Genomic DNA, 25344 nt, shown 5'->3' with positions numbered 1-25344 from the left:
CCCGGCGCTATTTCATCGGGACGACAGTCATGGTCGGCCCGACGTTGTACAAGGACGCCTGATTGTCGCCCGAAGACGTGACCAGCCCGAAGCCGCCGACCTCATTGTTGTTTACGAAGGTCGACCGTGAGACGCGGAGCGCGCCGGACAGGGAGGCTAAAAGCGCGGTCGAGGTGTTGGAGATGCTGACGCCCGCGAGCGTCGAGACATCACGGGTCGGGTCATAACCCCACATGGCGAAACCCTTATTGGCGCCGTTCACTTCGACGCCTTTGACGACAAGCCGCACGCCCGGATCGATGGAGCGGTAGCTCGGCCCCGCGGAAATTCCCGTACCGTTTCGGTTGAAGCGGCTGTTCCTGATCACGCCGTCGATGGAGACCGGACCGGTGGCTTCGAGCCCGTAACGGAGATTGTCGGAGGACTCCGTGTCGGCGATGATGAAAGACAGCTGCGTGAATCCGGCGAGGGCGATGCCGGACTGATTGAAGTTCCGGAAAACGCATTTCGATATTTCGAGCGTGGCGGCGTTTGGAACCCGCAGGCCCCAGTCCTGTGTCTTGCCGCCGTCGACCGTCAGGCCGCGCAGCACGACCCGGCCCGATGAGGGAATGTCGATCTCGATCGCAGTCCTCGCGGAAGCGGCGCTGATCGCCGCGACGCCGGCGCCGTTGTTGATGATGCTGACGGATTTGGTGATTTTCACCGGGCCGTAGTCGCCCGAATCCATGACTGCGATCATGCCGCCGGCCGTCACCGCCGCGTCGTGCGCGTATTGAAAGCTGCGACAGGGCGCCGTTGTTGTTCCGCAGCCGGCGCGATCGGCGCCCTTTCCGGAGACGAAGACCTGCGGCGACAATGCGAAGGCAGGATTCGCCGCGAGGGCGGAGAAAGTCGCCACAGTGGTCAGAAACGAGCGGAACTTCATGTCGTGACCTCCAGAAAATTCATGAATATCGATTGGGGAGGGGGCGGCGCGCCGCCTCGAAGCAGGAGCGGGCGGGGCCGCCCTATTTCATCGGAATGATCGGCGCGGGGAGCGTCGTCGCGCTCAGCATCACCTGATTGTCGCCGGACGATGTGACGCCTTCGCCGCCTTCCCAAGGGTTGAGATTATTGATCAGGACAGAGCGCGAAAGACGTATCTGGGGCGCGGAGAAACTGGCCATGAGCGCCGCGCGCGAGGCCCCGCCGATTGTTGCGCCCGTGAGAGTGAGCGATGTGTTTGGCGACGGGTTGGTCAGTTCGAAACCCGCTCGTCCGCCATTGACTTCGACGTCTTTCACCACGACGCGGAAAGTCCGGTTGCTGCCGAAGGGCGAATAAAAGACGGCGCCCAGGAAGCCGGCGCCATTGCGGTTGAAGCGGCTGTTCCGGATCACGCCGTCGATGTTCGGCTCGTTCATCGAGGCGAACTGTATCCCGCTGTTGACGTTATCGGAAAACTCCGAGTCCGCGATGCGGAAGGACATGTCCGACCCTCCCTCATACGCCATGCCCGATCCGAGAAAATTCCGGAAACCGCATTTCGACACGTCCAGCGCCCGGGCGCTGACGATACGCAATCCCAGAAATCCGGTCTTTCCGCCGTCCACGGTCAGGCCGCGCAAAACAACCTTGCCGTCCGCGCCGGCGGCGACTTCGATCGACGAAAGTTGCGCGTTGGGGCCGATCGCCGCGACGCCGGCGCCGTTGTTGACGATGCTCACCGATTTGGTGATCCGCACCGGCCCATAGTCGCCGGAATCCATCACCGCAATCATGCCGCCCGGCGTCACGGCCGAGTCGTGGGCGTATTGAAAGGTGCGGCAGGGCGCGGCGGTCGTTCCACAGCCGGCGCTGTCGGCGCCCTTTCCGGACACGAAGACCTGTGGCGAGTGAGCGAATGCGGGCGACGCGGCGAGCGTCGAGACGGCCGCGAGCGCGGCCAGGCGTTGGAAACGCATGTGAGACCTCGTGAAAATCGGTTCGATCGTTATCGCGGCGCGGGGCGAGTCAGAACGCCGGCGCGGCGCCGAGGGCGCCGGCCAGATCGGTCGTATTTCCCGAGAAGACGTTGTTTTTCGCGGAGGTAAGCTTTACGCCCCTCGCGCCGACCCGGTTGTAGGCGATGACCGATTTCATAATTCGCGTCTCGAGAATATTGCCGACGCTGGAGACGCCGGCGGTGGAATTTTTCGAGGCGGTGACGTCGTCGAGCGTGAGATGCACGGGGCTCGTCGAAACCGTGCTTTCCGCGCGGTAGCCGAAGGCGTTGCCATGGGCTTCGCCGCCCGAGATCGCCACTTGCGTCATCAGCCCGGCGACGGCGGCGGCCTGATAGTTCAGCGCGTAAAAGCCGTTGATCCCGTTGCGATCGAAGTTGCTGTCGGCAATCCTGCCGGTGATCTTGTAGGCGCCGGTGACGAACATGCCGCTCGCGCGGTTGTCGGAGGCGTCGACCTTCGACAGCGAGAAGGACAAGGGCCCGCCGGTGGCGTTGACGTGGATTCCATCGGCGCGGAAGTTTCTGAAAGCGCAGTCCGTCACATCGACGCTCGCCGCGCTCGTCACACGTAGGCCATAGGCGGCGGCGCCGGCGCCGTCGACTGTGAGGCCGCGCAGGACGATCTTGTCGGCGACGCCCGCCGCGACGTCGATCGCCGCGCCCGCGCCCGTCTGGGTGATCCCGGCGACGCCGCCGCTGTCACTGACAATGCTCACCGATTTGGTGATCCGCACGGGGCCGTAATCGCCGGAGTCCATCACGACGATCTCGCCGCCGGCCGACACCATCGCAAGGGCGTATTGGAAAGTGCGGCAGGGCGCCGTCGTCCCGCATCCGGCTGCGTTGGCGCCCTTGCCTGAGACGAAAACGCGCGGCGACAGCGCAAGGGCCGGCGTGGCGGCGACGCCCAGGCTGGAGATGGCGGCGAGGGCGACGAAAGCGGGGCGGAATGTCATAGCGCGCTCCTGAAAATGCGTTTGCATAAGCCTGATGCGACGGATTTACACCGCATCAGGCTTGAGCGCTACAATTTGAAACACATTCGATGGCGGAGTTTTTACATTTGCTTAACGCCGGGCGACGCCGCCGTCCCGCGCGGCGTCAGAAAGGCCCGACCGGGAAATACTTTAGATAAATCTCGCCGAAAACGCCGCGTCGGGCGAGCTTCGCCAGCGCATAGTCCAGCGCGCGGCGCAACTGATTGTTTCCCTTCTTCACCGCAATGCCGACGCCCTCCCCGAAAAAGCGGGGATCTGTGAAGGGCCCGTCCCGGAATTCGCAGCAGCCGCCAGCCTCCGCGCCATTGAGCCAGTAGGAGAGTGTGACGGCGTCGCCGAAATGCGCCTGCACGCGTCCGGCCTTCAGCGCGTTGCGCGCCAGCGCGGGCGTCTCGAAGGGAACGAGCGTCGCTTTCGGGTAGAAGGCCTTGAGGAAAGCTTCATGACGCGAGCCGCCGACGACCGCCACCGGCCGGTCGCCGATCGCGTCGGGGGACGCCGATTTCAGCGTCGTGTCCGTGCGCATGGCGAAGCGCCCGGGCGTGAGAAAATAGGGGGCGGTGAAGTCGACCTGCTTGCGCGTCTCATAATTGATGGCGAGCGAGGCGATGATCGCATCGCCGCTGTTGTCGTCGAGCGACGGGATCAACAGCTCCCAGCTGCGCCGCTGGATGGTGCAGGGGACGTCGAGCTCCGCGCAGATCGCGCGCGCAAGGTCCACGTTGAAGCCCGCCACCTGGCCGTCGGCCGACAGGAAGTTGAAGGGCGGGAAGTCGTCTTCCGTCAGAAACCGGATCTGGCGAACGCCGGAGAGATCCGGCTTTTCGAGGGTGCGATTGGAGTCCCAGAAGGACGGGGGCGCGGTGGCCGGCGTCTCCCCGGCCGTCGCGCCCGCCAGAAAGGAAAGAAGCGCCAGCCCTCCGAACAATGCAGGGCGGCGAAGCCCTCGCCACGCGGCGACGACGCTCATGGGAAGTGCTTTCACGCCCGCTCCCGGCCCCCTGTTGATAATCCGTATAAATTCATTGCCAAGGCAAAGCTCGCGGACGATAGTCGTCTACAGACTGCTACCGCAGCGTCTTATTTGAGTTTGTAGTTCATGAGCATGGCGTCGGTCGACAGTTTTTCGTCCGCCTCTCCTTCTCTCAAAAGAGAAGATACGCGCCCTGTCGACCGCCGGCGCGCGCTCTCCACGGAGCTTCCGGCTTCCGTCCAGAGGCGGCCGGCGAGCGCGAAAGTCCCTGCGCCGCGCGCGCTTCCGGTCGAAATCAGCTTTCTCATCGCCTATGGCGTGCCGGAGGAAGTGTTGCGATACGCCGCCGAAACGGCGCGCCGTCAGGGCGTGTCCGCCGACGCGGCGCTGCTCGCCGAGGGGCTCGTTCGCGAGGACGTCTACTACCGTTCGCTCGCCGATCATCTCAAAGTCGCCTTCATCGACGAGCCGGTGGAGGTTGCGCCGGCGAGCGTCGTGACGGCCCGTCTCGGCTACGCCCGGCTTCGCGACGCCGCATGCGGCGTGCAGTGGCTCTTCGCGCCGGTGGGCGCCGAAATCTTCCGGCTGATGAGCGCGGCGCGCAACGCCGGGGGGCGTCCGCTTTTCGCCGTCACGACGCGCACGCGCTTCATCGAGGCGGTGCGCCGCGCCGCGCCGAAAGACGTTGCGCATGTCGCGGCCCATTCCGCCGAGTTCGTCGACCGGGCGCTCTGCGTGCGCGGCTCGCTGCGTCGCGCGCCGCTCGCGCTCGCCACAGGCGCCCTGGCGGCGCTGATTGCGAGCCTTTTCGCGCCGGTGAAGGCGGTCGCGCTCGCCGCCGCGCTGCTGCTTGCGGTAGCCTTTCTCTCCAGCGTCTTCCTGCGCCTCGCTGCCTGCGCGGCGCGAGGCGACATCCACGATCGCGTGAGCTCGATCCGCGACGCGCAGCTGCCGGTCTATACGGTCGTGATCGCGCTCTACAAGGAGGCGTCCGTGGCGCGGCAGCTTGCGCGCGCCATCGACCGTTTCGACTATCCGCGCGCCAAGCTCGACGTCAAATTCGTCATCGAGCAGGATGACGAGGCGACCGCCGCCGCCTTGCGCTCTCATGCGCCGCGCGCGCCGCATGAGATTGTCGTCTGCCCCGAGGGCGAGCCGCGCACCAAGCCGCGCGCGCTCAATATCGCCATGTCGCTCGCGCGCGGTTCGCTTGTTTGTGTTTTCGACGCGGAGGATCTCCCCGACGCGCGCCAGCTTCGCCGCGCGGCGGCGCTGTTCGCGCATCTGCCGAGCGATGTCGCCTGCCTGCAGGCGAGCCTCGTCATCGACAATGGCGCGTTGAACTGGATGACGTCGCTTTTCGCGATGGAATACGCCGCGCTGTTCGACGTCTTCAACAAGGGCCTCGCCGCGCTCGGGCTGCCGCTTTTTCTCGGCGGCACGTCCAATCATTTCCGGATGGAGGCGTTGCGCGAGATCGGCTACTGGGACGCGTTCAACGTCACCGAGGACGCCGATCTCGGCCTGCGCCTCGCGCGCGCGGGCTATGGGGTGCGCACCTTTTCCTCAGACACCTATGAGGAAGCGCCGGCGGTTTTCCGCGCGCTGGTGAAGCAGCGCACGCGCTGGTTCAAGGGCTGGATGCAGACGGCGATCGTCCATTGCCGCCATCCGCTGCGGCTTCTCGCCGACCTCGGCCCGCGCCGCGCCGGCGCGGTTTGCGCCATGTTCGTCGGCGGATTCCTCGGGCCGCTCCTCGGTCCGCTGCTTGCGGCGCGGCTGGTTTACGACGCGGCCTTCGGCGCGCTTTTCGAGCCGCAGACGGGTTTCGAGATCATTTGCAGCACGCTCTGGTGCTTTCTGGCGATTTCAGGCGCCGTCGCGCTGCTGTGGCCGCTGATTTTGGGCATGTATCGGCGCAAGCTCACCGCGCAGTGGCGCGCGCTGCTTTGCCTGCCCTTATGGCTGGCGATGCTCAGCATCGCGGCCTGGCGCGCGCTTTTCGAACTCTGGAGCCGCCCGTTTCACTGGGAGAAGACCGAGCACGGGCTCACCATGCGCGGCGCTCTCCACCCCGCGCCCTTCGCCTCAGGCGAAGAGCCATTGCTTGAGCAGGAACCCCGCGCTTAGCGCCTTGCTGAAATGCTCGTGCAGCGCGAGATGGCCCATGCCGGCGCGCGGAAGGTCGCTCTTCTTGAGGCGGCGGAAAAAGGGGATCAGCACATCCTCGAAATTGCGCACCGTGTAATTGCCGCCATGGCGGTCCGCGACGCGCTCCGCGACATTGACGAAGAGCAGCATCAGCGTCTTGAACAGCACCGGATTGGCGATGTTCTCATCGACGCCATGCAGTCCGAGCCCGTGGCGGCAGGCGCGCATATAGGCGTTGAGAACCGCGTAGACTTCCTCGGCCGGCGCGCCGACGAAGGCGCTCCTGATCGAGCGCAGCGCGGCGTTGAACGTCACGCGGGAAATCCGGCCCTTCCTGCGTTCCGCGGGGCTCAGATAGCCGGCGAGCGCGCTGTCCTCGCGCGTGTGAAAGAGGTCGAAGACATTGTGCATCAGCGCTTCGGCTTCCGTCTCCACCTCCGAGAGGCGACGGATGTCGAGCAGCAATTCATTGGGCACCGGGCGCTGCTTGGTGTTGATGTCCATGAACAGCCGGCATTCCTGCGCGCGGGTGAGCCTGTTGTAGATCACCACGGGAACGCTGACGGCGTTTTTCGCGAGCTTGAAGCCATAGACGCGATGCTGGCCGTCGATGATGAGGAAAGAGCGGGGGTCCTTGCGGAAAGTCAGCGCCCCCGTCGCGCGGTCGTAGCGCAGATGCGCGCGGCTCTGGGCCGAAAGCACGACGGCTCCCGGCACCGTGCCGAAGCCGGCGTCGATATAGCGGGCGATGGATTTCGCGCGGCGTTCGTCGAGCAGTCTCTGGAAGCCGTCGATCGGATTTTCGTTGCGCGGCTCGACCATGCAGGTCTCGCCGAGGAGATCGCTCGGCAGCACCAGCGAATAGAAGCGATGCTTTCCCTGTTCGACGACGAGCGCCTTGTCGGTGACGAACTTGCCGTCGAAGGAATGCGAAGTCTCTGCGCTGGAGAAGTTTGAATCGTCGCCCGAAAGCGGGGCGGAATCGGCAAGGTCGCCTATCGTGTCCCGATCCATCTGGTGATCCCTCGAAAGCGCGAACTTGACAGCGTTCGCAAAAGCTGACTCGACGAATCAAAACCGGTACTCCCCGAAAGGGTAGGCTCGAATAACGACGAGAACAAGACGCAAAGCCCCGCCATGGGTCGGAAAGGGCGCGAATTTTCTTCCGTTAGCGCGCGCGCGGATGTAGGGTTGCCCCGCGGCCGTGGTGGCCGATCTAATTCGAATGTCGCCAATGAGGTCGATCATCTCGGCGCTGCAGCGTCTGACGGGGCAACCGCTCTCGCGGCGCTTTAACAGAAGATTCCGCATGAACCGCTACGAACGCACCCCTCAGCCGGCCGACGAGGCCGTTGTTGAATTTCTCGACGGCGAATATCGCGTTCGCAAGCCGGGCGCCTATGTGCGCTGCGCCGTGACGGGCGAGCCGATCCCGCTCGAGGATTTGCGCTACTGGAACGTCGATCTGCAGGAGCCCTACAGCGGCCCGCACGCCAAGCTGATGCGGCTCGGGGTCAAGAAGCCCGACTGATCCGCGCCCGCCGCGCGAGCGCGGCGGAAAGCCTCGCCTCGATTGCGGCGGGATCGTCGAAAGCGAGCGTGACGGGCAGGGTTTCAATGCGAAGTCCTGCGGCTGACGCGTCGATGCGCGCCGCGTCCTTTTCCGTCGTCACGAGGCGTGCGTCGAATTGGCGCCGCAAGCTCGAAAGCGCGGCGTAATCGCTCCGCGAGAAGCGATGATGGTCGCCGAAGAATTTCGTCGCGACGATTTCCGCTCCGGTTTCCGAGAGCGTGCGCAGGAATTTGTCGGGCCGCGCAATCCCTGCGAATGCGACGACCCGCGCGCCCGCCAGAGCGCCCGCCGACTTCGGATCGGGAACGATGCGGGCCGTGAAAACGGATTTCCCCGATTGCCGCGCAAGCTTCGCGCCTTGCGCGCCATCGCCGATCACGACCAGCGCATCCGCTGCTGAAAGCTGCGCGTCGAGCGGCGCGCGCAGGGGCCCGGCCGGCAGGCAGCGGGCGTTGCCGGCGCCGTAATCCGAATCGATGGCGAGCAGGACGAGATCACTCGCGAGCCGGCGGCTGTGGAAGCCGTCGTCGAGCAGAATGACGCTGGCGCCGAACTCCCGCGCCATGGCGGCGCCCCCGACGCGGTCGGCGCCGACGATCGTCGGCGCCACGCGCGCGAGCAGAATCGCTTCGTCGCCGGCATCCTCGGCCACATGGCTGGAGTCGACGACGAAGGGCTCGCGGCGCCCGAGCTTTCGCCCATAGCCGCGCGTCAGGATCGCGGGCTGTTCCCCGAGCGCCAACAGGCTCTCCGCCAGCGCCAGCGCGAGCGGCGTCTTGCCGTCGCCGCCGGTCGTCAGTCCGCCGACGATGATGGTTGGCAGGGCGGCGCGCGGCGCCCTGCGGACGAGCCGCGTCTTTGCGACAGCGCCATAAACGGCTCCGGCCGGAGCCAGGAGACGGGCGGACAAACCATCCGCGCGCCAGAAGTTCGGCGCGCGCATCGGGATCACCTTTCCGCGACGGCGAGTTGCGCCAGGAACGGTTCGACCGCCGTCATGATCCCGCGCGAGGCGCCGCCGAGTTTCTCGACGGTCTCGGCGCCCGCGCGGCCCATGCGCCGCATCCGGGCGGGCTCCGAGAGCAGATAATGCGCCGCGCGAGCCAGGACGGCCGCGTCGGTGACGCGGGCGGCGGCCTTGGCGGCGGCGAGTTCGCTATACACCTCGTTGAAATTCTCGACATTCGGGCCGTATAGCACCGCGCAACCGAGCTTCGCGGGCTCGATCGGGTTCTGCCCGCCGCCGGGAACGAGCGACTTGCCCATGAACACGACGCCGACGCTGCGGAAGATGAGCCCGAGTTCGCCCGTCGTGTCGGCGACATAGACGTCGACGTCGCGCCGCGGCTCGCCGTCCTGCGAGCGGAGCGCCGTCACATAGCCCCTGTCGCGCGCCATCTGCGCGATCTCGGGTCCGCGCTCGCGATGGCGCGGCACGATCACCGTCAGCAGCGAGGGGATCTGCTGCGCCAGTTCCGCATGGGCTTCGAGGATGATCGACTCCTCGCCCGGATGGGTGGAGACAGCCGCCCAGACGGGGCGCGCGCCGACGGCGCCGTTGAATTCCGCGAGCCTCGCCGCGTCGACCGGCGGCGGCGGCACGTCGAATTTCAGATTGCCGGTGATGCGCACGCAGGGCGCGCCCAACGCGAGGAAACGGGCGGCGTTGTCGGAATCCTGCGCGAGGCAGAGATCGACGGCGCCGAAGACGATGCGCGCCGCGCCGGGCAAATTGCGCCAGCGCTCAGCGGACTTGCGCGAGATGCGGGCGTTGGCGAGCACCAGCGGCACGTTGCGGGCGCGCACGGCGGCGACCATGTTGGGCCAGAGTTCCGACTCGGCGAAGACCGCGATGTCGGGGCGCCAGTGATCGAGAAAACGTTCGACAAATTTCGGCGCGTCGAGCGGGGCGTATTGATGAAAGGCGCCGGCCGGCAGGCGCGCGGCGAGAACGCGCGCGGAGGAGACTGTCCCGCTCGTCACCAGCACTTCCGCGCCGCGCTGGATGAAGCGCTCGATCAATGGCAGCAGCGACAGGCTTTCGCCGAGACTGGCGCCATGGAGCCAGACGAGTCGCCCCTCGGGCCGCGGACGGCTGGCGAGCCCCATGCGCTCGTCGAGACGGGCAAGGTCTTCCTTGCCCTGACCCGCGCGCCGCCTGAGAACGACGCCGGCGAAAGGCGTCGCGAGAATGGTCGCTGCCCGATAGAGCTTTAATAGCGGCATGTTTCCTTGGTCTTATGAAACGCACGCGCGTGTCGCGGACAGGCGCGGCGCGTGGTCATCGCAACCGCTCCGCCTCGCGGCGAGAAACATCTATATTCTTCGCAAAACCGGCGAATTTTGGAAAGCCTGCCGTTTACAGTTCCTCGTGATCGGGGTCGAGCAGACGATAAAGATGCACGACAAAATAGCGCATGTGCGCATTGTCGACCGTTGAATGGGCTTTCGCCTTCCAGGCCGCGAGAGCGCTGTCATTGTCGGGATAAATGCCGACGATGTCGAGCTTCGAGGGGTCGCGGAATGTGACGCCGTCAAGCGACTCGAGTTCGCCGCCGAACACGAGATGCAGAAGCTGCTTGTCCTTCTTTGCCTTCGTCGCCTGCTTCGTCATTTCTAATAGGCTCCTTCCGCAACAGTCCGTGCGATCGTGAGGGTTTCGTCGAGTAGCGGCTTCGGCGCCGCGACCAGCATGCCGCGCGCCAGAGAGCGGCGATTATAGATCAACGGCGCGCCTTCCGCTTCGCTGAGCGCGGCGCCGGCTTCATGGAGGATGATGTCGGCGGCGGCGATGTCCCAGTCGCGCGCGTCGGGCGCGGCGATGACGATGTCGTGGCGGCCGGTCGCGATGTCGACGAGCCGCAGGGCGAGCGACGGCGTGCGCGGCGCGATGACGAGCTTCTGCGGCAGCTTGGCGAGTTCGGGATGCAGGAACCGCGGCGCGATGATCGCCGCGCCGGTCATTCCGGCCCGCGGCGGCGTCAGGAGCGGCGCGCCGTTGAGAAAGGCCCCCAGCCCCGCCGCTCCGGTGAAGGTCTCGCCCAGCGCGGGTGCATGGATGACGCCGACGGTTGGGCGTCCTTTCTCCACGAGCGCAATCGAGACCGCCCAGCGCGCGTCGCCGTTGGAAAAAGCCTTGGTGCCGTCGATCGGGTCGACCACGACGAGCTGCTCGCGCGAGAGCCGCGCTTCGCTGTCGGCGGTTTCCTCGGAGAGCCAGCCCGCCTCCGGCGCGAGGCGGCGCATTTCCTCGAAGAGGAACCGGTCGACGGCGAAATCCGCTTCCGTCACCGGCGAGCCGCCGCCCTTGTAGGTGACCGCGGCGGCGGTGCGCTGTCCGGGCCGGAAATAGGACATGGCGATGTCGCCGGCTTTCCGCGTCACGGCTTCGAGGCGCGGGAGGAAAGCAGCGAGGTCGTTTCGGGAAATGTGCATTGCAAAATCAGTAGGCGACGCGCCGCCGGGCCGCAAGACGCCCGCATGGGCGAAATATCGACAATTTGATCTATTCCGTTTCCCGCGGCTTCACCCTCATCGCTCAATTGCAGTGTAAAAGCAGTGATTTACGCGCCGTTCACCAGTGTTTTTAGGGACTCCGGCGGGCATGGCGCGGCAAGATGACCGGGACAAAGAGATCACGCCTTGAGGAGGGGCCCATGTTCGAAGCCGGCAATGCGCGCAAGGTCGAGGAAGCGTTTCTCGTTCAGCGGGACCGCCGGGCCGACGGCGGCGCCCGCCGCGTCCGCGTCACGCGCAGCGACATTCTCATCGCCCGTCGCTTCGGCGGCGTCGACATGATGATCGCGGTGCCGGTCCCCGCCTATCACGGCGTCGCCCTCGACGTGCGAGAGGGCCGCGACGGGGCGCCTTGCTACCGTCTGTCGCTCGCCCATCGCGACGCCGATCTGGACATCGTGCTGGCGGAGACGCAGGACGGCGGCGAGGCTGCGGCAGAGTGGAAATATTGGGCGGCCTTTCTGGACCTGCCGCGTCTGGCGCTGGAGGATGGCGAATTCGCCCCGATCGACGCCGCGACGCCTGCTCAGGCGAGCGTGCAGCGCCGCCGCGACGTGAACGTGCTCAAGCGCCGTCCGCGCTTCCTGTCGCGCCGCAAGGCCGGCGACGCCGCCCGCATGGAGGCCGTCTTCGCCGGTGAGCGCGAGATCATCTGCTACGAATGAGCCGGCTCAGGCCGAGCCGACGACCTGCGCGAAGCCGGAGAGGATTTCATCCTCCTTCAGCTTGCGGCCGATGAAGACGAGGCGCGACTCGCGCTTCTCATTGTCCTTCCATTCGCGTTGCAGATCACCGTCCAGGATCATGTGCACGCCCTGAAAAACGAAGCGGCGCGGCTCGTTCTTGAAGGCGATGATGCCCTTGCAGCGCAGAATGTCCGGCCCGTCGCGCTGAACGAGTTCGTTCAGCCAGGGCACGAAGCGCTCGGGATCGACCTCGCCGTAGTGGCGAATGGAGATAGATTGCATCTCCGAGTCGTGAATCGCCTTCAGATGACCGTGGTCGTCGTGGTGGTGATGTTCGTGCTTTTCATGATGATGATGGTGGCCGCAGTCCGGGCCGCACTCATGACCGTGCTCGTGATCATGCCCGTGGTGATGGTCATGATGATGATGGTCGTGATCATGAACATGATCATGATGGTCGTGATCGTGTTCCTCGGCCGACAGGAAATTCGGCTCGATTTTCAGGATGCGATCGAGATCGAAGGCGTTGCGCTCCAGCACCGCCTTCAGCGGAACATCCGCCTTCACCGCGCGATGCAGCGCCGCGTATGGATTGATGCCGCGAATCCGCGCCTCGACTTCTTCCAGTTCTTCCGGCGTCACGAGGTCGGTCTTGTTGAGGATGACGACGTCGGCGAAAGCGATCTGCGTTTTCGCTTCCGGCGCGTCCTTCAGCCGCTCGCTCAGCCATTTCGCGTCTGCCATCGTCACCACCGCGTCGAGGCGCGCGGCGTCCTTCACGTCGGCGTCGACGAAGAATGTTTGCGCGACGGGCGCGGGGTCGGCGAGGCCGGTCGTCTCGACGATGATGGCGTCGAACTTGCCGCGCCGGCGCATGAGCCCCTCGATGATGCGGATGAGATCGCCGCGCACGGTGCAGCAGATGCAGCCGTTGTTCATCTCGAAGACTTCCTCGTCCGCGCCGACGACGAGATCGTTGTCGATGCCGATCTCGCCGAACTCGTTGACGATCACGGCGTAGCGGCGTCCGTGCTGCTCGGTGAGGATGCGGTTGAGAAGCGTCGTCTTGCCGGCGCCAAGATAGCCGGTGATGACGGTGACGGGAATTTTATCGGTCACGATCATTCCTTGGTTTCACGAGCCCTCACGCCCGCATCCCGAGAGACGGCGCGCTGGTGGCGCGGCTCTAGGGATCGGGCGGTCGGGCGTGCCGAGACAATCGCCCTCAAGGCGTCAAGGCTTTCGCCAATTCTCTAACATTGTGGCGCATCATGTCGATATAATTCGCCCCGTCGCCTTTTGCATCGGACAAGGCGTCCGAATAAAGCATGCCGCCGACGCGGGCGCCCGTCTCCGCCGCGATGCGCTTGGCGAGGCGCGGGTCGGCGACATTTTCGAGAAACACCGCGCCGACCTTGTGCTGCTTCACCGCGTCGATGATGCGGGCGATGTCGCGGGCGCTGGCCTCGGATTCGGTCGAGACGCCCTGCGGCGCGATGAATTCGACCCCGTAGCGGGCAGAAAAATAGCCGAAAGCGTCGTGGGTGGAGACGACGCGGCGGCGGTCCGTGGGGATCGCGTCGAGCGTTTTCACGATCTCCGCGTCGAGCGCGTCGAGCTTCGCGAGATAGGCGGCCGCATTGGCCCTGTAGCTTTCGGCGCCTTCCGGATCGGCGGCGACGAGCGCGTCGCGGATTTCGTTTACGTAAATCTTCGCATTCGCCACATCCTGCCAGGCGTGGGGATCGGCCCCTTCCTCGTCCTTGCGGGCGGCGACGCCCTTGCCCAGAGTGACGACGGTTCCCTTGGTTTTCGCGACGGAAATCAGCCGCTCCAGCCAGCCCTCGAACCCGAGTCCATTGACGAAAATCACCTTCGCCTGCGCGATGCGGCGGCCGTCGGCGGGGCTCGGCTGGTAGACATGGGCGTCGCCGTCCGGCCCGACGATCGTCGTCACTGAAACGCGATCGCCGCCGACCTCGAGGACGAAATCGCCGATGATCGAAAAGCTTGCGACGACCGGGATTTTCGGCGACTCGGCGAGGGCCGGCGCGGCGAGCGCGGCGAGGGAAAGCGCGAGAGCGGCACGGCGTGTCAGCATGAGCGTCACCCTTCGAGATGCCGGCGCGGACGCCGCAGGCGCAGCACGCCCCCGGCGCGGCCGAAAACGAGAGAAGCGAAATAGACGAGGCCTGCGGCGAGTATGATGGCGGGGCCCGTCGGCGCGCCGGTTTCATTGGAGAAGACAAGGCCGACATAGCTGCAAAGCGCGCCGATTGCGGCGGCGAGCGGCAGGGCGACGGCGAGTTCATGCGTCCAGAGCCGCGCGGCGGCGGCCGGCAGCATGATGAGGCCGACGGCCATCAGCGTGCCGAGCGCATGAAAACCGGCGACGAGATTGAGCACCACGAGCGACAGAAACAGGAAGGGGACGGCTTCGCCCAGCGCGCTCGTCTGGCGCAGGAACAGCGGGTCGAGCGTGTCCATCACCAGCGCGCGGTAGAAGATCGCCAGCGCGGCGAGCGTGAAGGTCGAGACTCCGGCGAGCATCAGCATCGCCGCGTCGTCGAGGCCGACGACAGAGCCGAACAGGACATGCAGCAGATCGACGCTCGAGCCGCGCAGCGAAACCAGCGTCACGCCGAGCGCGAGCGAGACGAGATAGAAGGCGGCAAGCGAGGCGTCCTCGCGCAGGGTCGTGAAGCGGGAGGCGGCGCCGGTCGCGACCGCGATGACCAGCCCCGCGACGAGTCCGCCGAAGGTCATCGCCGGAAGGGAGAGGCCGGCCACGAGATAGCCGACCGCCGCGCCGGGGAGAATGGCGTGCGACAGGGCGTCCCCGGCGAGCGACATGCGCCGCAGGATGAGAAAGACGCCGAGCGGCGACCCGGACAGCGCCAGCGCCACCGAGCCGACCAGCGCCCGGCGCATGAATTCGTAATCGGCGAAGGGCGCGATGAAGACGTCAGTGAACATGGGCGGTTTCTTCGTCGCGCAGGCATTCGCGCGCCTGCCGGTCATAGGCCTCCGACATGGCGCGGGCGCGGGCGAGGTTTTCCGGGCAAAGCGCCTCGCGCGTCTCGCCCCAGGCGATGCGCTCGCGCGCCAGCAGCAGCGTTTGCGCAAAGGCGCGGCGGGCGAGTTCGAGTTCGTGGAGCACGGCGACGACCGTGCGGCCTTCCTCGCGCCACTGCCCGATGAGGGAGAGAAGGTCGTCGGTCGTCGCTTCGTCGATCGCGCCGAAGGGCTCGTCGAGAAGAATCACCGGCTGATCCTGCATTATGAGCCGCGCGAAGAGCACGCGCTGCATCTGCCCGCCGGACAGCGTCTCGATCGCCCGATCCTCTAGCCCCGTGAGGCCCACGCGGGCGATCGCGCGCTCGGCGCGCTCACGCTCCTGCGCGCCGAGCCGGCCGAAAAGTCCGATCCGCCGCATGGCGCCCATGGCGACGAAATCGCGGACATTGATCGGAAAGGCGCGGTCGATGTCGACGAGCTGGGGCAGATAGGCGACGTCGCGGGCCGAACCGCCGCCGCGCTCGATTCGCCCGCCGAGCGGCTTCAGTACGCCGGCGAGCGCCTTCAGTAGCGTGGACTTCCCCGCGCCGTTGGGGCCGCAGACGGCAAGCGCGGCGCCGGGCGCGATCTCGCCCTCCAGATGGTGGACGGCGGGGTGGCGGTCATAGCCGAGAGTGAGATTGACGAGCCGGATCGGCTCGCGCTGTCCGGCGGTCGCGGTCAATGCAGCGCCCAGAAAACGCCCGCCCACAGCGCCGCAAGCAGAAGCGCCACGCCGCCGAGCCGCCCCACGGCCGAAAGCCCCAGCAGGCTGGTTCGCTCGGCGCCGATGGTCGCGACGACGGGCGCCGGGAGGCGCGCATGCGCGTGGCCGTGATCGTGGCTATGTCCGTGGCTATGTCCGTGGGACGTGGCGTCTGTCATGTCCAAATGTTATAATATAACGGGCCGCAAGAACAAGCGCGGCGCCGCCGATTTGATCGCCCGCCACACGCATTTCGGGCATTTCTTCATGGACAGGGCAGGGCGACTCTGCTATCTGCCCCATCGCGGGTCAGGCGCTCCGTACAGCGCCCGGCGACCTATTCCCTATTTGGACGCCCCTTCGAGCGGGCGGCCCCTCAAAAGCAGGATGGATTCGTGCAAGTTCTCGTTCGCGACAACAATGTCGATCAGGCTCTTAAGGCGCTGAAGAAGAAGATGCAGCGCGAAGGCATTTTCCGCGAGATGAAGCTGCGCGGCCATTACGAGAAGCCGTCCGAGAAGCGCGCCCGCGAGAAGGCCGAGGCCGTTCGCCGCGCTCGCAAGCTGGCCCGCAAGAAGCTGCAGCGCGAGGGCCTGCTGCCGGTCAAGGCCAAGGCCACCGGCCGCTGAGCGGCGCGCCTGAGCCTGCGTTTCGCCGTTTTTACACCTTTTGTTAAGGTTGAGACGGCAGAGATCGGCCATAGGTTGCAATGACACGGCTGAGAGGATTTGAAGGCATGGGCTTCCGCCTTGCGGCGACATTGGTTCGCCCGTCTCCTGTCCCCTCCCGCGCCACGCTCGTACGTGGCGCCGCGGCGCTTGCCGTAATCGCGCTCGCGGGCTGCGAGACAGCCAGCGGCATCCGGCCGCCGGGGCGCGGCATCGCCGAAATCGCCGACACCGACTCCAAGGCCGCCGCGGCGAACATCGATTCGCTGACAGAGGTCATCCGGCGCAACCCATCCAGCGCCGAGGCCTACAACACCCGCGGCGTCGCCTACGCCCGCGTCGGGCGCTTCAACGAGGCCATCGCGGACTTTACGCAGGCGATCAAGCTCGACCCGAACAGCGCGGCGGCATACACCAATCGCGCGCTGGCCCAGCGACAGATCGGCCAGAACGAGGCCGCCCGCAACGATTTCGACCACGCCATCCAGGTTAATCCCAACCACGCCCCGGCCTATGTCGGACGCGCGAATCTGCTGCGCGCGCAGGGCAATCTCGACCAGGCGCTCTCCGATCTCGACACGGCGATCCGCCTGAATCCCGAGAGCGCGCAGGCCTTCCACGCCCGCGGCCTCATCCATCAGAAGCGCGGCGACAACGCCCGCGCCGTGACCGATTTCGACAACGCCATCGACCGCGACCCCTTCGCGGCGGCGCCCTATCAGGCGCGCGGCGAGAGCCTCGTGGCGCTCGGCAAATATGACAAGGCGGTCGAGGACTTCAACGCCGCGCTCAACGTCGACAACAAGAGCGCGCTCGCCTGGGCGTGGCTCGGGCTCGCCTATGAGAAGAACGGCAACCGGCAGAAAGCGCAGGAGTCCTATCAGCGCGCCCTGCAGCTCGACCCGCAGCAGCCGATCGCGAGGCAGAACTCCCGCGGCTGAAGCATTCAGGAGCAATGCGCGCGGCTTGCCATCCGACTGTGCGGACATAATCCGCTTCAGAGCTCTTCTATTCTTCCCGAAGCGTCTTGTTCAGCCGAGCGGCGATCCGTCCGGCTGAAGCTGACCCGCGCGGCTTTCAAAGCTTGCCTTCTTCCCGCGCCTTCTGGTCCTCGCGCCACTGGCGATAGGCCTCCACCATAAATGCGACCAAAAGCACGAGCGCCGCGCCGCCGATGCAGAGCGCGCGCTCCAACATGGCGTGGTCGATCATTCCATGCGTGTGCTCGACAACGAAGGGATCGGCCGCCGCCATGTCGCCCGCGACCCAGCCGAGCAGTCCCGCGCCGGCCCAGACGAGCAGCGGGAAGCGCTCCAGCACTTTCAACAGGAAGCCCGCGCCGAACATCACGATCGGTACGGAGAGCGCCAGGCCGAAAACGATAAGCTGCGCCGAGCCGCGCGCGGCGGCGGCGATGGCGATGACATTGTCGAGCGACATCACGGCGTCGGCCATGATGATCGAGACGACGGCGCCCATGAGATTGGGCTTGGCCTTGACGTCGGAATGCTCCGTCTCGTCGATCAGCAACTTCACGGCCACGATCAGCAGCAGCACGGCGCCGAAGGCTTTCAGCAGCGGAACGGCCATCAGCTCGACGATGATCAGCGTGAAGACGACGCGCAGGACGACGCCGCCGAGAGCGCCGAGAAAAACGCCCCAACGCCTTTGTTTTACGGGCAGTTGCCGGCAGGCGAGCGCAATGAGGATCGCATTGTCGCCGGAGAGCAGGATGTTGATCCAGATGATCTCGAGGATTTCCCATCCGATCGTCAGATCAGAAGTCATGCGTAGGTTTCCTGCATTTTGGCCAATGCGCCATGTCGTCGAATTAGCGTGTTTTCAACAACAGCGAAAGCTGGTCCTTTTCGGGGCCGTCGCTATCGTGAGGAGGAAAAACCGCCCCGCCCGTTTTTCCGGGGCGGAACATTCGGCCTGAAGAATGGTTCTAGGACATTGCGCGAATCGAAGTCGACTCGCGCCTTGCCGCGGGAGGCGATGATGGGAACGGGCCAGCACAGCGTCAATCTCATTTCCAGCGAGCGGGTCGAAGGGACCAATGTCTATGACCTCGCGGGGGTCAAAATCGGCGAAATCGACCATCTGATGATCGACCGCGCCTCCGGCATGGTGCGCTATGCGATCATGACCTTCGGCGGTTTCCTTGGTTTCGGCAGCAGGAAATATCCGCTGCCTTGGAAGGCCTTTCACTATGACATGAGCCTTGGCGGGTATGTCACCGCAGTCACCGCGGAGCAGGTGAAGGGGGCGCCGCAGTTCGACGAAGACAGCTTCGATGACCGCGACTGGGAGGTCCGCTTGCACGAGCATTTTGCTGCGGCGCCCTATTGGGAGGAATCGCCAATGTCTCCCATCACGCCGAACTCGCCGGTTCCGCCGGTCTCGCCCATGCGCGGCGACGCCGATCGAACGATGGGTCATTGACGGGGGTCGGGGAAGGCCGTCTCGCGGCCTTGCTTCGACCGCTCGTTCCTGCATTGGTGGCCGGGTCTTGATCGCGGGAAGCAACGCGGATGTCTTCTGCAAGAAAACTTTTCGCCGCCGGAATGGCGCTGTTTGCTTTTGCCGCTGCGCTTTCCGTTCCCCCGGACGCGCATTCGGCGCCGGCGCAAGCCGATAGTGAAAACCGCCGGCGCGAGGTCGAGGCTACGCTTCAGCGCATCAAGCTGCCGCCGGGATTCTCGATCTCGCTTTATGCGCTGGCGCCGGGCGCGCGCACGCTTGCGGTCGGCGCGCAAGGCAAGGCGATCTTCGTCGGCACGGACGACAAGCGCGCCTATGTGCTGACGCCCGGCGACGGGAAGGCGGCCGCCGTCGAGGATTTCTCGCCATGGCCGAGTCTCACGATGCCGCATGGCGTATGCCTGTCGAAAGAGGGCGCTCTCTTTCTCGTCGAACGCAACCGCGTGACGCGGCTCGACGACGCCGAGAGCAACTGGCGCGATGCAGCGTCGAAAGCGCAGGCGATCGTCAAGGCGGGTGATCTCGTCCCGCGCAGCTCGGAGAGCCGCAGTCACTCCGCGCGCGTCTGCCGCGTCGGACCGGATGGCAGGCTTTATATTTCGCTCGGCCAGCCGGACAATGTGGCGCCGCGCGACAAGCTCGCGCTCTATGAGCGGACCGGCGTCGGCGGAATCATCCGCATGAATCCCGACGGCTCCGGCCGTGAAGTCTTCGCGACCGGCGTTCGCAATTCCGTCGGCATGGATTTCGACCTCGACGACGCCCTCTGGTTCACCGACAATCAGGTGGACGGGATGGGCGACGACATTCCTCCCGGCGAAATCAACCGCGCCGATCGCCCGGGGCTGAACTTCGGCTTTCCGTGGTTCGGCGGCGGCCACGTCCGCACGAAGGAATATGAGCGGGACACGCCGCCGGCGGACGCCGTTTTCCCGATGGTGGAGACGCAGGCGCACGCCGCCGATCTCGGCATGACCTTCTATCGCGGCGCTATGTTTCCTCCGGAATATCGCGGGGGCCTTTTTTCGGCTCAGCACGGCTCCTGGGATCGCAGCGTCCCCATCGGCGCCCGATTGATGTTCACGCGGCCCGGCGCCGACGGGCGCGGCGTGGCGACGCCCTTCGCAGAGGGCTGGAATACGGGCGCGGGGCGTTATCTCGGCCGCCCCGTCGACGTCGCGGAACTCGCGGACGGCTCGCTGCTCGTCACCGACGACCAGAATGGCGCGATCTATCGAATTACCTATCGCAGGCCGTAATTGGCGCTGGATTCCGCAATCCTGACGTGCAAGAAGCGTTCCGTATCCGTTCTCGGACCGGGGCCGAATGAAACGTCTGTCGCTCATCGTTTTTCTATGTGCTGGCGGGCAGTCCGCCGCTGCGGCCAGCTCCTGCGTTGTCGAGCGGCACGCCTATGCGCTGGCGGAAAATCTGGAGGCGATCGACGTCGATCTCATCGGCCGCGCGACCCGCTCTATCGACATGGCGGCCTATGTGCTCACGAGCATTCCCATCGTGCAGGCGCTCGACGCCGCGGCGCTTCGCGGCGTGCGCATTCGCCTCTATCGCGACGGTCGCGACGCCCGCATGCCGTCCCGGCTAGCGGAGGCCTACAATCGGCTTGCGGCGCGCGAGAATGTCGAAATCCGCTACAAGGGCGATCCGCAACCCTTCATGCATCTGAAGGCCTACGCCGTCGACGGCGTGCTGGTGCGCGAAGGCGCAGGCAATTTCACGCACAGCGGTCTGCGAAAGCAGGACAACTCCCTCGTCGCATTGCGATGCCCCGCGGCCGTCGAGCGGTTTCAGAAGGCGTTCGAAGCCATGTGGGCGCGGTGAAGGCGTCGCCTTTGTCGATTCCGCTCATTGCGGAACTTGGCGGATTTCACTCGCCGTGCCGCAACAGCGTGAAGCAGTCGATATTCGTGCCGTCCCAGTTCCAGTCGAGCAATTGCTGCTTCTCGACCGCAAGACCCTCCTTTGCGGCGTAGTGCTTCATGAGCTCCGCGGACATGAAATTCCGCCGATGCGGGTTTTGGTAAAAATCTCCGCCCGGATTGGCGCTGTAATTGGAGTGATGCAGAAACGCTCGCCCTTCCCGGGGCGCAAGCATTCTCGCGATTTCGGCGAGGTAGCTACGTACGATGTCCGAGTCGAAATGGACCATCGAATCGAAGCAATAAAACATGGTTACGGATTGGGAAGGAATGCCGGAGACTGTCACGCCGTTGTTCTTGATGCAAACGACGCGCGGTTCATCGGAGAATCTTGCTGAACAGAAGTCGACGTTTTCCTGATTGATTTCGACGCAATAGACGAGCTTGCACTCCGGCAACTCCAGAAGCTTCACCGTGTTTCGGCCGTGCCCCGCCGCCAGGTCCACACAGGTCTCGAAATTGCAGCCCTTGATGAATGGCCAAACCAATGCCGCCCAGCGCTCGTTAATTTCGCCTTCCGCCGCTTCAAAGTATTTCGTCGCAGTTTTATAACGGCGTCCAACATTCGTTGCGAGGGACTCCAGTGTTTCGACCGAGCGGGAAGATGACGGCATGCCGCAAACCACCTAGTGCCATTGTAGCGCCAAAGTGGGTAGTGTATCTAACATTCAATGACATGGAAAGTGTTTCTGGCGTTCGGTGGCAGGCGATCCAGACGCCCCACCAGTAGACGAACTGTTGGGCGCTCGCTGATTGACGATATATCGTCGCATGGATCCATCCAGTCAGCGCCGCGCGCGACATTATTTAATTTCGGCGCGTGAACGATGGCGCATGCTTCGACGCCGCAGACAGCGACGCACGCCCGAAACTCCCCAACGCGACGCTATCCGCGCGCCGTCTCGAGAGCCCGGCCGTCGTGGCCGGTGACGAGGGCGTCGATCATCACTCCCGCCGCTACGCCCGGCGTGCGCGCCGGTGTGAAATCCGCCGCGCGCGCCATGCCGCCGCGCTCGGTCAACAGGCGCAGCCGCTTCCCCTTTTGCCTGTCGAGATGGCGCGCCAGCGCCGCGTCGCCGGCCTCGCGCAGCCGCGCGGCGCGTTCCTTTGCAACCTCTCGCGCGACCTGTGGCATGCGCGCGGCAGGCGTTCCCGGGCGAGGCGAGAAGGGAAAGACATGGAGATGCGTCAGGCCGCATTCTTCGACCAGCCCGAGCGTGCGCGTGAACATTTCTTCCGTTTCCGTCGGAAAGCCTGTGATGAAATCGGCGCCGAAGACGATGTCGGGGCGCGCGTCGCGAAGTTCCCCGCAAAAACGAATGGCTTCGGCGCGTGAATGTCGCCGTTTCATGCGTTTCAGGATCAGATCGTCGCCTGCCTGCAATGATAGATGCAGATGCGGGCAGAGACGTTCTTCTTCCGCGGCCGCGACGATGAGGTCGTCGTCGGCTTCTATGCAATCGATCGAGGAAAGACGCAGGCGCGGCAAGTCGGGAATTTCGCGAAGCAGCAGCCGGACAAGCCCTCCGAGCCGCAATCCGTCCGCGTCATAGCTCGTCAGATCGACCCCGGTGAGCGCGATCTCCTGTTTGCCGCGCTCGACGAGCGCGCGAGCCTGCGCGACGATCTCCTGCGGCGGCGCGGAGCGCGAGGCGCCTCGGCCAAGCGGAATGATGCAGAAGGTGCAACTGTGATCACAGCCGTTCTGTATGGCGAGAAAGGCGCGCGTGCCTTCCTCCGCCGCAGCAGCGCGGTTTTGCGCCTGCTCGGCGATGACGCGCGAGACGCCCTCGATCGATGTGAAGGCTTGTGGATCGATGCGCGCCGCGCAGCCCGCGACGACGATCTCCGCCTCCGGACGCTCGCGATGCAGGCGGCGAATGGCCTGTCGCGCCTGCCGGGTCGCTTCACCCGTCACGGCGCATGTGTTGACGATGATCGTTTCGCGCTCGCCCTCATGCCGGCGCGCGAGCTCTTCGGAGTCGACCATGTTGAGCCGGCATCCGAAGGTGACGACCTCGACATTCCGCGCCATCTCGCTCACGCGGCGACGCCCTCGAAAAGGCTCGCGGAAAGCATCGTCTCGAATTCGAACTCAACCGGCCCCGTCATCATGACGTGATCGTCGTCGCGCCACTCGATATGGAGATCGCCGCCCGGCAGGCGCACGCGCGCGCGCCGCTCGGTGAAACCCGCGCGCGCCGCCGCGACGAGCGTCGCGCAGGCGGCCGAGCCGCAGGCCTTCGTCGCGCCCGTGCCGCGTTCCCATACCCGCAGCAGAATATCGTAGCGCGCGACGATCTGTGCGAAGGATATGTTGGCCCGTTGCGGAAAGAGCGGGTGATGTTCGAGCTTCGGGCCCAATGTTTCGAGCGGCGTCGCGAGCGCGTCGGGCACGAAAAACACCGCATGGGGATTGCCCATGCTCACGGCGCTGAATTGCGTGGGCGCGCCCGCGACCGGCGGCTCCAGCGCCACCGTGCGAGTGTCGGCCTCCCGCGACAGCGGAATCTCCCGCCAGTCGAGCCGCGGGCGGCCCATGTCCACGGTGAAGACGGTCTCGGCTTCGCGCCGCGTCTCGATGCGGGCGGCGTCGGTCGCAAGCCGCAGCCGTTCCTTGCCGTCGCGCGCGAGCGCATAGGCCACGCAGCGCGCGCCATTGCCGCAGGCGCCGGAGAGCGAACCATCGACATTATAGATGCGCATGAAGGCGTCGTCGCCCTTTTCGCGCGGATCATGCAGCGCCATCAACTGGTCGAAGCGCAGGCCCGGCGCGGCGGCGATGGCGCGCGCCTCCTGCGGCGCGAGGACATGGTCGAGGCCGCGCAGGTCGAGCACCAGAATTTCGTTGCCGGCGCCATTCATGCGCAGGATCGGTCGGTTTTCGAGCGGATGTGGCATCGCGGGCGGTCTCGCACTGTTTCCGTTAACAAGCGCTCGTATATAGAGACTGCGCCGCGGCAGCGCCAGTTTCGCGGCGCCCGACGCCTGTCGCAATTGCGCGCGACAAGGGCCAAATGTAATTCGCAGCCTGTGTGAAAGGATGCCCTGGGAATGGACGAGGAACCGGCTTTGATCGACAGCCTGCGGCGTCACTGGCGCGCGCTGGCGGTTTTCGCGCTTCTCGTCGCGACGGCGGCGATCGTCGCCGAGCGCAGGCTGTTTCCGGCTCCCGAGCTCGAGGACGAAACGCCAGTCACGCCTGCGCAGCCGGCTCCGTCCGCCCAGACGGACGCCAGGGGCGGAGGCAGCGTCGCCGACAAGCCGGCCGGGGCCGCCGACGCGCAGCAGGGCGCGGCCAAGGAAAACCCCGCAGCCGCCGTCATGAGCGAGACCGTCGCCGTCGACGCGCGGCCGGCCGCGGTGCTCAAGGGGCAGGGCAAGTGGGACGAGGCCGCCAAGACGCTGTCGTCCGCGCTCGAAAAGCTCATCGCCGCTGTGACAAAGGCGGGCCTCACGGTTAACGGCAGGCCGATCGCCGTTTTCACCAAGACCGACGACACGGGCTTTTCTTTCGAAGCGATGGCCCCTCTCACCGCCGCGCCGGAGGGCAAGGTCAAGCTTGCGGACGGCGTCGAGATCGGCGCGTCGCCGGCCGGCAAGGCGCTCAAATTCCAGCACCGGGGCGCCTATGACGAGATCGACGCCACCTATGAGGCGATCGCGGCCTATCTCGACGAAAAGGGGCTCGACACCAAGGACCTGATCATCGAGGAATATCTCACCGACTTCAAAGGCGAGGACGCAAACGTCGATGTGGATATCTACGTCTTTCTGAAGTGATGATTGGCCGGCACCGGCGTGAGATTGGGAGTATGACATTCTTCATGTCTGCGGAGGGGCGTGTTCGCGTTTCGTCGGAGGTGCGCGGGTCCCGTCGCGAGGACGGCGGGCGCGTCAGCGGTCGGCGCAATGGGCGACAACGCCGCTCGGGCGCGGGGTGAAGGCCCAGCTATGCGCCCGCCGATCTTCGCTGGCTAAAAATACCTGATTTCATTGGAAATTTCCCGGGCACGGGCGGGCGCGCCCCTTCGTCGGCGATACATGTGCATTCTCGATCCGCCAGTGTTCGGAAATCCGGGCCGAGATATGTCGAACGGCGACTTTGTCGCCCGCTATGGCCTCCCCCAGCAGGTTTTCCACGTCGCGGATGCGGACAATCGCAAATCACTGGCGGCTCGAAATAGCGACGACAGCTCTATCCTGAAGACAATTTTATCGGTCCTCCCCGCAAGGCGACGGCGGGACGCGATCATGCATTTGTAGCAAGGGAAAAATGCCCACCGCTTCCGGCCAAGAAAAAAGTCGCCGGACGCTATTCCGGATTGGGCCATCTTCATGTAACATCTTAAGTGTTGCAGTGGCGTCGGAGATGTCGGGAGTGAGCCAGAGTTTACCTTTTCGCGGCGTTCGCCCGCTTCTCACGGAGCGCACGGCAGCGCTAACGCGCCTGTCGCGTGTCCGACTGAGCGGCAGAAAGTGCAACTTTCATGCGACGGGCTTCGGCGCCTCGTCCATCCCGGAGCTTTTATGGGCCGGATTTGCCTCGCGCTCTTCGGACTTCGTCCGTCAATCTGCGTTTTGACGATGGGCTGCGTTAGTTGAAAA

General features: G+C 65.3%; 26 protein-coding genes and 1 pseudogene. 9 read left to right on the top strand and 18 right to left on the bottom strand.

Annotation, left to right across the window (positions count from 1 at the left end; translation table 11 throughout):
• Positions 1–7: 7 nt before the first annotated feature.
• The 4 genes from MET49242_RS11585 to MET49242_RS11570 all read right to left on the bottom strand — a co-directional run bounded on the left by MET49242_RS11585 (position 8) and on the right by MET49242_RS11570 (position 3970).
• Positions 8–928, bottom strand: coding sequence for a right-handed parallel beta-helix repeat-containing protein (locus tag MET49242_RS11585; protein ID WP_036283069.1), 921 nt, complete (start codon positions 926–928; stop codon positions 8–10).
• 82 nt (positions 929–1010) lie between these two features.
• The gene (locus tag MET49242_RS11580; RefSeq protein WP_036283068.1) at positions 1011–1946 is read right to left on the bottom strand and encodes a hypothetical protein; all 936 of its coding nucleotides are present in this window, start codon (positions 1944–1946) and stop codon (positions 1011–1013) included.
• Positions 1947–1995: 49 nt separating this feature from the next.
• A complete protein-coding gene (locus tag MET49242_RS23380; RefSeq protein ID WP_051134156.1) occupies positions 1996–2943 on the bottom strand; it encodes a right-handed parallel beta-helix repeat-containing protein in 948 nt (315 codons plus the stop codon).
• Between the two features lie 145 nt (positions 2944–3088).
• The gene (locus MET49242_RS11570) at positions 3089–3970 is read right to left on the bottom strand and encodes a transporter substrate-binding domain-containing protein (RefSeq protein ID WP_244430798.1); all 882 of its coding nucleotides are present in this window, start codon (positions 3968–3970) and stop codon (positions 3089–3091) included.
• A gap of 114 nt (positions 3971–4084) precedes the next feature.
• Here MET49242_RS11570 and MET49242_RS11565 point away from each other — a divergent pair, with 114 nt between their 5' ends.
• Positions 4085–6088, top strand: a complete 2004-nt coding sequence (locus MET49242_RS11565; protein WP_051134155.1) for a glycosyltransferase — start codon at positions 4085–4087, stop codon at positions 6086–6088.
• Here the strand turns inward: MET49242_RS11565 and MET49242_RS11560 are convergent.
• A complete protein-coding gene (locus tag MET49242_RS11560; RefSeq protein ID WP_036283064.1) occupies positions 6047–7123 on the bottom strand; it encodes a DGQHR domain-containing protein in 1077 nt (358 codons plus the stop codon). The two genes, MET49242_RS11565 and MET49242_RS11560, sit on opposite strands and share 42 nt — an antisense overlap.
• Before the next feature lie 295 nt (positions 7124–7418).
• Here MET49242_RS11560 and MET49242_RS11555 point away from each other — a divergent pair, with 295 nt between their 5' ends.
• Positions 7419–7640 (top strand): DUF2093 domain-containing protein, encoded by a 222-nt coding sequence (locus tag MET49242_RS11555; RefSeq protein ID WP_036287823.1) that lies wholly within the window; start codon positions 7419–7421, stop codon positions 7638–7640.
• On the opposite strand, the gene lpxK is transcribed toward MET49242_RS11555, so the two are convergent.
• From lpxK to MET49242_RS11535, 4 genes are all read right to left on the bottom strand, one after another.
• A complete protein-coding gene (gene lpxK / locus MET49242_RS11550; RefSeq protein WP_036283062.1) occupies positions 7624–8625 on the bottom strand; it encodes a tetraacyldisaccharide 4'-kinase in 1002 nt (333 codons plus the stop codon). The genes MET49242_RS11555 and lpxK overlap by 17 nt on opposite strands.
• Positions 8626–8630: 5 nt before the next feature.
• A complete protein-coding gene (locus MET49242_RS11545) occupies positions 8631–9908 on the bottom strand; it encodes a 3-deoxy-D-manno-octulosonic acid transferase (RefSeq protein ID WP_036283060.1) in 1278 nt (425 codons plus the stop codon).
• Positions 9909–10041: 133 nt separating this feature from the next.
• Complete coding sequence (locus MET49242_RS11540; protein WP_036283058.1) at positions 10042–10296, bottom strand: DUF4170 domain-containing protein; 255 nt, start codon at positions 10294–10296, stop codon at positions 10042–10044.
• Positions 10297–10298: 2 nt separating this feature from the next.
• Positions 10299–11117, bottom strand: a complete 819-nt coding sequence (locus MET49242_RS11535) for a 3'(2'),5'-bisphosphate nucleotidase CysQ (protein WP_036283056.1) — start codon at positions 11115–11117, stop codon at positions 10299–10301.
• 221 nt (positions 11118–11338) lie between these two features.
• Between MET49242_RS11535 and MET49242_RS11530 the strand changes: the two genes are divergently transcribed.
• Entirely contained in the window at positions 11339–11863 is a 525-nt protein-coding gene (locus MET49242_RS11530) for a DUF6101 family protein (protein ID WP_036283054.1), read from the top strand.
• 6 nt (positions 11864–11869) lie between these two features.
• On the opposite strand, the gene MET49242_RS11525 is transcribed toward MET49242_RS11530, so the two are convergent.
• The 5 genes from MET49242_RS11525 to MET49242_RS11505 all read right to left on the bottom strand — a co-directional run bounded on the left by MET49242_RS11525 (position 11870) and on the right by MET49242_RS11505 (position 15826).
• Positions 11870–13003 (bottom strand): GTP-binding protein, encoded by a 1134-nt coding sequence (locus MET49242_RS11525; protein WP_036287821.1) that lies wholly within the window; start codon positions 13001–13003, stop codon positions 11870–11872.
• A gap of 106 nt (positions 13004–13109) precedes the next feature.
• The gene (locus MET49242_RS11520) at positions 13110–13985 is read right to left on the bottom strand and encodes a metal ABC transporter substrate-binding protein (protein WP_036287819.1); all 876 of its coding nucleotides are present in this window, start codon (positions 13983–13985) and stop codon (positions 13110–13112) included.
• A gap of 5 nt (positions 13986–13990) precedes the next feature.
• Positions 13991–14860, bottom strand: coding sequence for a metal ABC transporter permease (locus MET49242_RS11515; protein WP_036287817.1), 870 nt, complete (start codon positions 14858–14860; stop codon positions 13991–13993).
• A complete protein-coding gene (locus tag MET49242_RS11510) occupies positions 14850–15626 on the bottom strand; it encodes a metal ABC transporter ATP-binding protein (RefSeq protein WP_192815594.1) in 777 nt (258 codons plus the stop codon). The genes MET49242_RS11515 and MET49242_RS11510 overlap by 11 nt, the downstream gene beginning before the upstream one ends.
• Complete coding sequence (locus MET49242_RS11505) at positions 15623–15826, bottom strand: hypothetical protein (protein ID WP_036283052.1); 204 nt, start codon at positions 15824–15826, stop codon at positions 15623–15625. The genes MET49242_RS11510 and MET49242_RS11505 overlap by 4 nt, the downstream gene beginning before the upstream one ends.
• A gap of 216 nt (positions 15827–16042) precedes the next feature.
• Between MET49242_RS11505 and rpsU the strand changes: the two are divergent.
• Together rpsU and MET49242_RS11495 are read left to right on the top strand one after the other, a co-directional pair.
• Positions 16043–16261, top strand: a pseudogene (gene rpsU / locus MET49242_RS11500) (30S ribosomal protein S21); the annotation flags it as partial.
• Positions 16262–16383: 122 nt separating this feature from the next.
• The gene (locus tag MET49242_RS11495; protein ID WP_084679022.1) at positions 16384–17256 is read left to right on the top strand and encodes a tetratricopeptide repeat protein; all 873 of its coding nucleotides are present in this window, start codon (positions 16384–16386) and stop codon (positions 17254–17256) included.
• Positions 17257–17392: 136 nt separating this feature from the next.
• Here MET49242_RS11495 and MET49242_RS11490 read toward each other — a convergent pair whose 3' ends face one another.
• Complete coding sequence (locus MET49242_RS11490) at positions 17393–18103, bottom strand: TerC family protein (RefSeq protein WP_036283049.1); 711 nt, start codon at positions 18101–18103, stop codon at positions 17393–17395.
• A gap of 213 nt (positions 18104–18316) precedes the next feature.
• Between MET49242_RS11490 and MET49242_RS11485 the strand changes: the two genes are divergently transcribed.
• The 3 genes from MET49242_RS11485 to MET49242_RS11475 all read left to right on the top strand — a co-directional run bounded on the left by MET49242_RS11485 (position 18317) and on the right by MET49242_RS11475 (position 20638).
• Positions 18317–18760, top strand: coding sequence for a PRC-barrel domain-containing protein (locus MET49242_RS11485; RefSeq protein ID WP_051134509.1), 444 nt, complete (start codon positions 18317–18319; stop codon positions 18758–18760).
• A gap of 89 nt (positions 18761–18849) precedes the next feature.
• Positions 18850–20058, top strand: a complete 1209-nt coding sequence (locus MET49242_RS11480) for a sorbosone dehydrogenase family protein (protein WP_084679020.1) — start codon at positions 18850–18852, stop codon at positions 20056–20058.
• A 67-nt stretch (positions 20059–20125) separates the two neighbouring features.
• Positions 20126–20638, top strand: coding sequence for a phospholipase D-like domain-containing protein (locus MET49242_RS11475; protein WP_051134154.1), 513 nt, complete (start codon positions 20126–20128; stop codon positions 20636–20638).
• A gap of 46 nt (positions 20639–20684) precedes the next feature.
• On the opposite strand, the gene MET49242_RS11470 is transcribed toward MET49242_RS11475, so the two are convergent.
• The 3 genes from MET49242_RS11470 to dapF all read right to left on the bottom strand — a co-directional run bounded on the left by MET49242_RS11470 (position 20685) and on the right by dapF (position 23637).
• On the bottom strand, positions 20685–21224 hold the full coding sequence (locus MET49242_RS11470) for a class I SAM-dependent methyltransferase (RefSeq protein ID WP_158497292.1): 540 nt from the start codon (positions 21222–21224) through the stop codon (positions 20685–20687).
• 398 nt (positions 21225–21622) lie between these two features.
• A complete protein-coding gene (locus MET49242_RS11465) occupies positions 21623–22771 on the bottom strand; it encodes a MiaB/RimO family radical SAM methylthiotransferase (protein WP_036283047.1) in 1149 nt (382 codons plus the stop codon).
• Positions 22772–22776: 5 nt separating this feature from the next.
• Positions 22777–23637 carry a diaminopimelate epimerase gene (gene dapF, locus MET49242_RS11460; protein ID WP_036283045.1) on the bottom strand — a complete coding sequence of 287 codons (861 nt, stop codon included), beginning with the start codon at positions 23635–23637 and terminating at the stop codon, positions 22777–22779.
• A gap of 153 nt (positions 23638–23790) precedes the next feature.
• Here dapF and MET49242_RS11455 point away from each other — a divergent pair, with 153 nt between their 5' ends.
• Positions 23791–24519 carry a GyrI-like domain-containing protein gene (locus MET49242_RS11455; protein ID WP_036283043.1) on the top strand — a complete coding sequence of 243 codons (729 nt, stop codon included), beginning with the start codon at positions 23791–23793 and terminating at the stop codon, positions 24517–24519.
• Positions 24520–25344 lie beyond the last annotated feature (825 nt).

It is taken from the genome of Methylocystis sp. ATCC 49242, assembly GCF_000188155.2.
Lineage (GTDB): Bacteria > Pseudomonadota > Alphaproteobacteria > Rhizobiales > Beijerinckiaceae > Methylocystis.
This window is presented reverse-complemented; position numbering and strand designations above follow the sequence as displayed.

Coding starts and splice junctions, on each gene's coding strand:
- MET49242_RS11585 (WP_036283069.1), bottom strand. CDS start 928: ATGAAGTTCCGCTCGTTTCTGACCACTGTGGCGACTTTCTCCGCCCTC.
- MET49242_RS11580 (WP_036283068.1), bottom strand. CDS start 1,946: ATGCGTTTCCAACGCCTGGCCGCGCTCGCGGCCGTCTCGACGCTCGCC.
- MET49242_RS23380 (WP_051134156.1), bottom strand. CDS start 2,943: ATGACATTCCGCCCCGCTTTCGTCGCCCTCGCCGCCATCTCCAGCCTG.
- MET49242_RS11565 (WP_051134155.1), top strand. CDS start 4,085: ATGAGCATGGCGTCGGTCGACAGTTTTTCGTCCGCCTCTCCTTCTCTC.
- MET49242_RS11560 (WP_036283064.1), bottom strand. CDS start 7,123: ATGGATCGGGACACGATAGGCGACCTTGCCGATTCCGCCCCGCTTTCG.
- MET49242_RS11555 (WP_036287823.1), top strand. CDS start 7,419: ATGAACCGCTACGAACGCACCCCTCAGCCGGCCGACGAGGCCGTTGTT.
- lpxK (WP_036283062.1), bottom strand. CDS start 8,625: ATGCGCGCGCCGAACTTCTGGCGCGCGGATGGTTTGTCCGCCCGTCTC.
- MET49242_RS11545 (WP_036283060.1), bottom strand. CDS start 9,908: ATGCCGCTATTAAAGCTCTATCGGGCAGCGACCATTCTCGCGACGCCT.
- MET49242_RS11540 (WP_036283058.1), bottom strand. CDS start 10,296: ATGACGAAGCAGGCGACGAAGGCAAAGAAGGACAAGCAGCTTCTGCAT.
- MET49242_RS11535 (WP_036283056.1), bottom strand. CDS start 11,117: ATGCACATTTCCCGAAACGACCTCGCTGCTTTCCTCCCGCGCCTCGAA.
- MET49242_RS11530 (WP_036283054.1), top strand. CDS start 11,339: ATGTTCGAAGCCGGCAATGCGCGCAAGGTCGAGGAAGCGTTTCTCGTT.
- MET49242_RS11520 (WP_036287819.1), bottom strand. CDS start 13,985: ATGCTGACACGCCGTGCCGCTCTCGCGCTTTCCCTCGCCGCGCTCGCC.
- MET49242_RS11515 (WP_036287817.1), bottom strand. CDS start 14,860: ATGTTCACTGACGTCTTCATCGCGCCCTTCGCCGATTACGAATTCATG.
- MET49242_RS11505 (WP_036283052.1), bottom strand. CDS start 15,826: ATGACAGACGCCACGTCCCACGGACATAGCCACGGACATAGCCACGAT.
- MET49242_RS11495 (WP_084679022.1), top strand. CDS start 16,384: ATGGGCTTCCGCCTTGCGGCGACATTGGTTCGCCCGTCTCCTGTCCCC.
- MET49242_RS11490 (WP_036283049.1), bottom strand. CDS start 18,103: ATGACTTCTGATCTGACGATCGGATGGGAAATCCTCGAGATCATCTGG.
- MET49242_RS11485 (WP_051134509.1), top strand. CDS start 18,317: ATGGGAACGGGCCAGCACAGCGTCAATCTCATTTCCAGCGAGCGGGTC.
- MET49242_RS11480 (WP_084679020.1), top strand. CDS start 18,850: ATGTCTTCTGCAAGAAAACTTTTCGCCGCCGGAATGGCGCTGTTTGCT.
- MET49242_RS11475 (WP_051134154.1), top strand. CDS start 20,126: ATGAAACGTCTGTCGCTCATCGTTTTTCTATGTGCTGGCGGGCAGTCC.
- MET49242_RS11465 (WP_036283047.1), bottom strand. CDS start 22,771: ATGGCGCGGAATGTCGAGGTCGTCACCTTCGGATGCCGGCTCAACATG.
- dapF (WP_036283045.1), bottom strand. CDS start 23,637: ATGCCACATCCGCTCGAAAACCGACCGATCCTGCGCATGAATGGCGCC.
- MET49242_RS11455 (WP_036283043.1), top strand. CDS start 23,791: ATGGACGAGGAACCGGCTTTGATCGACAGCCTGCGGCGTCACTGGCGC.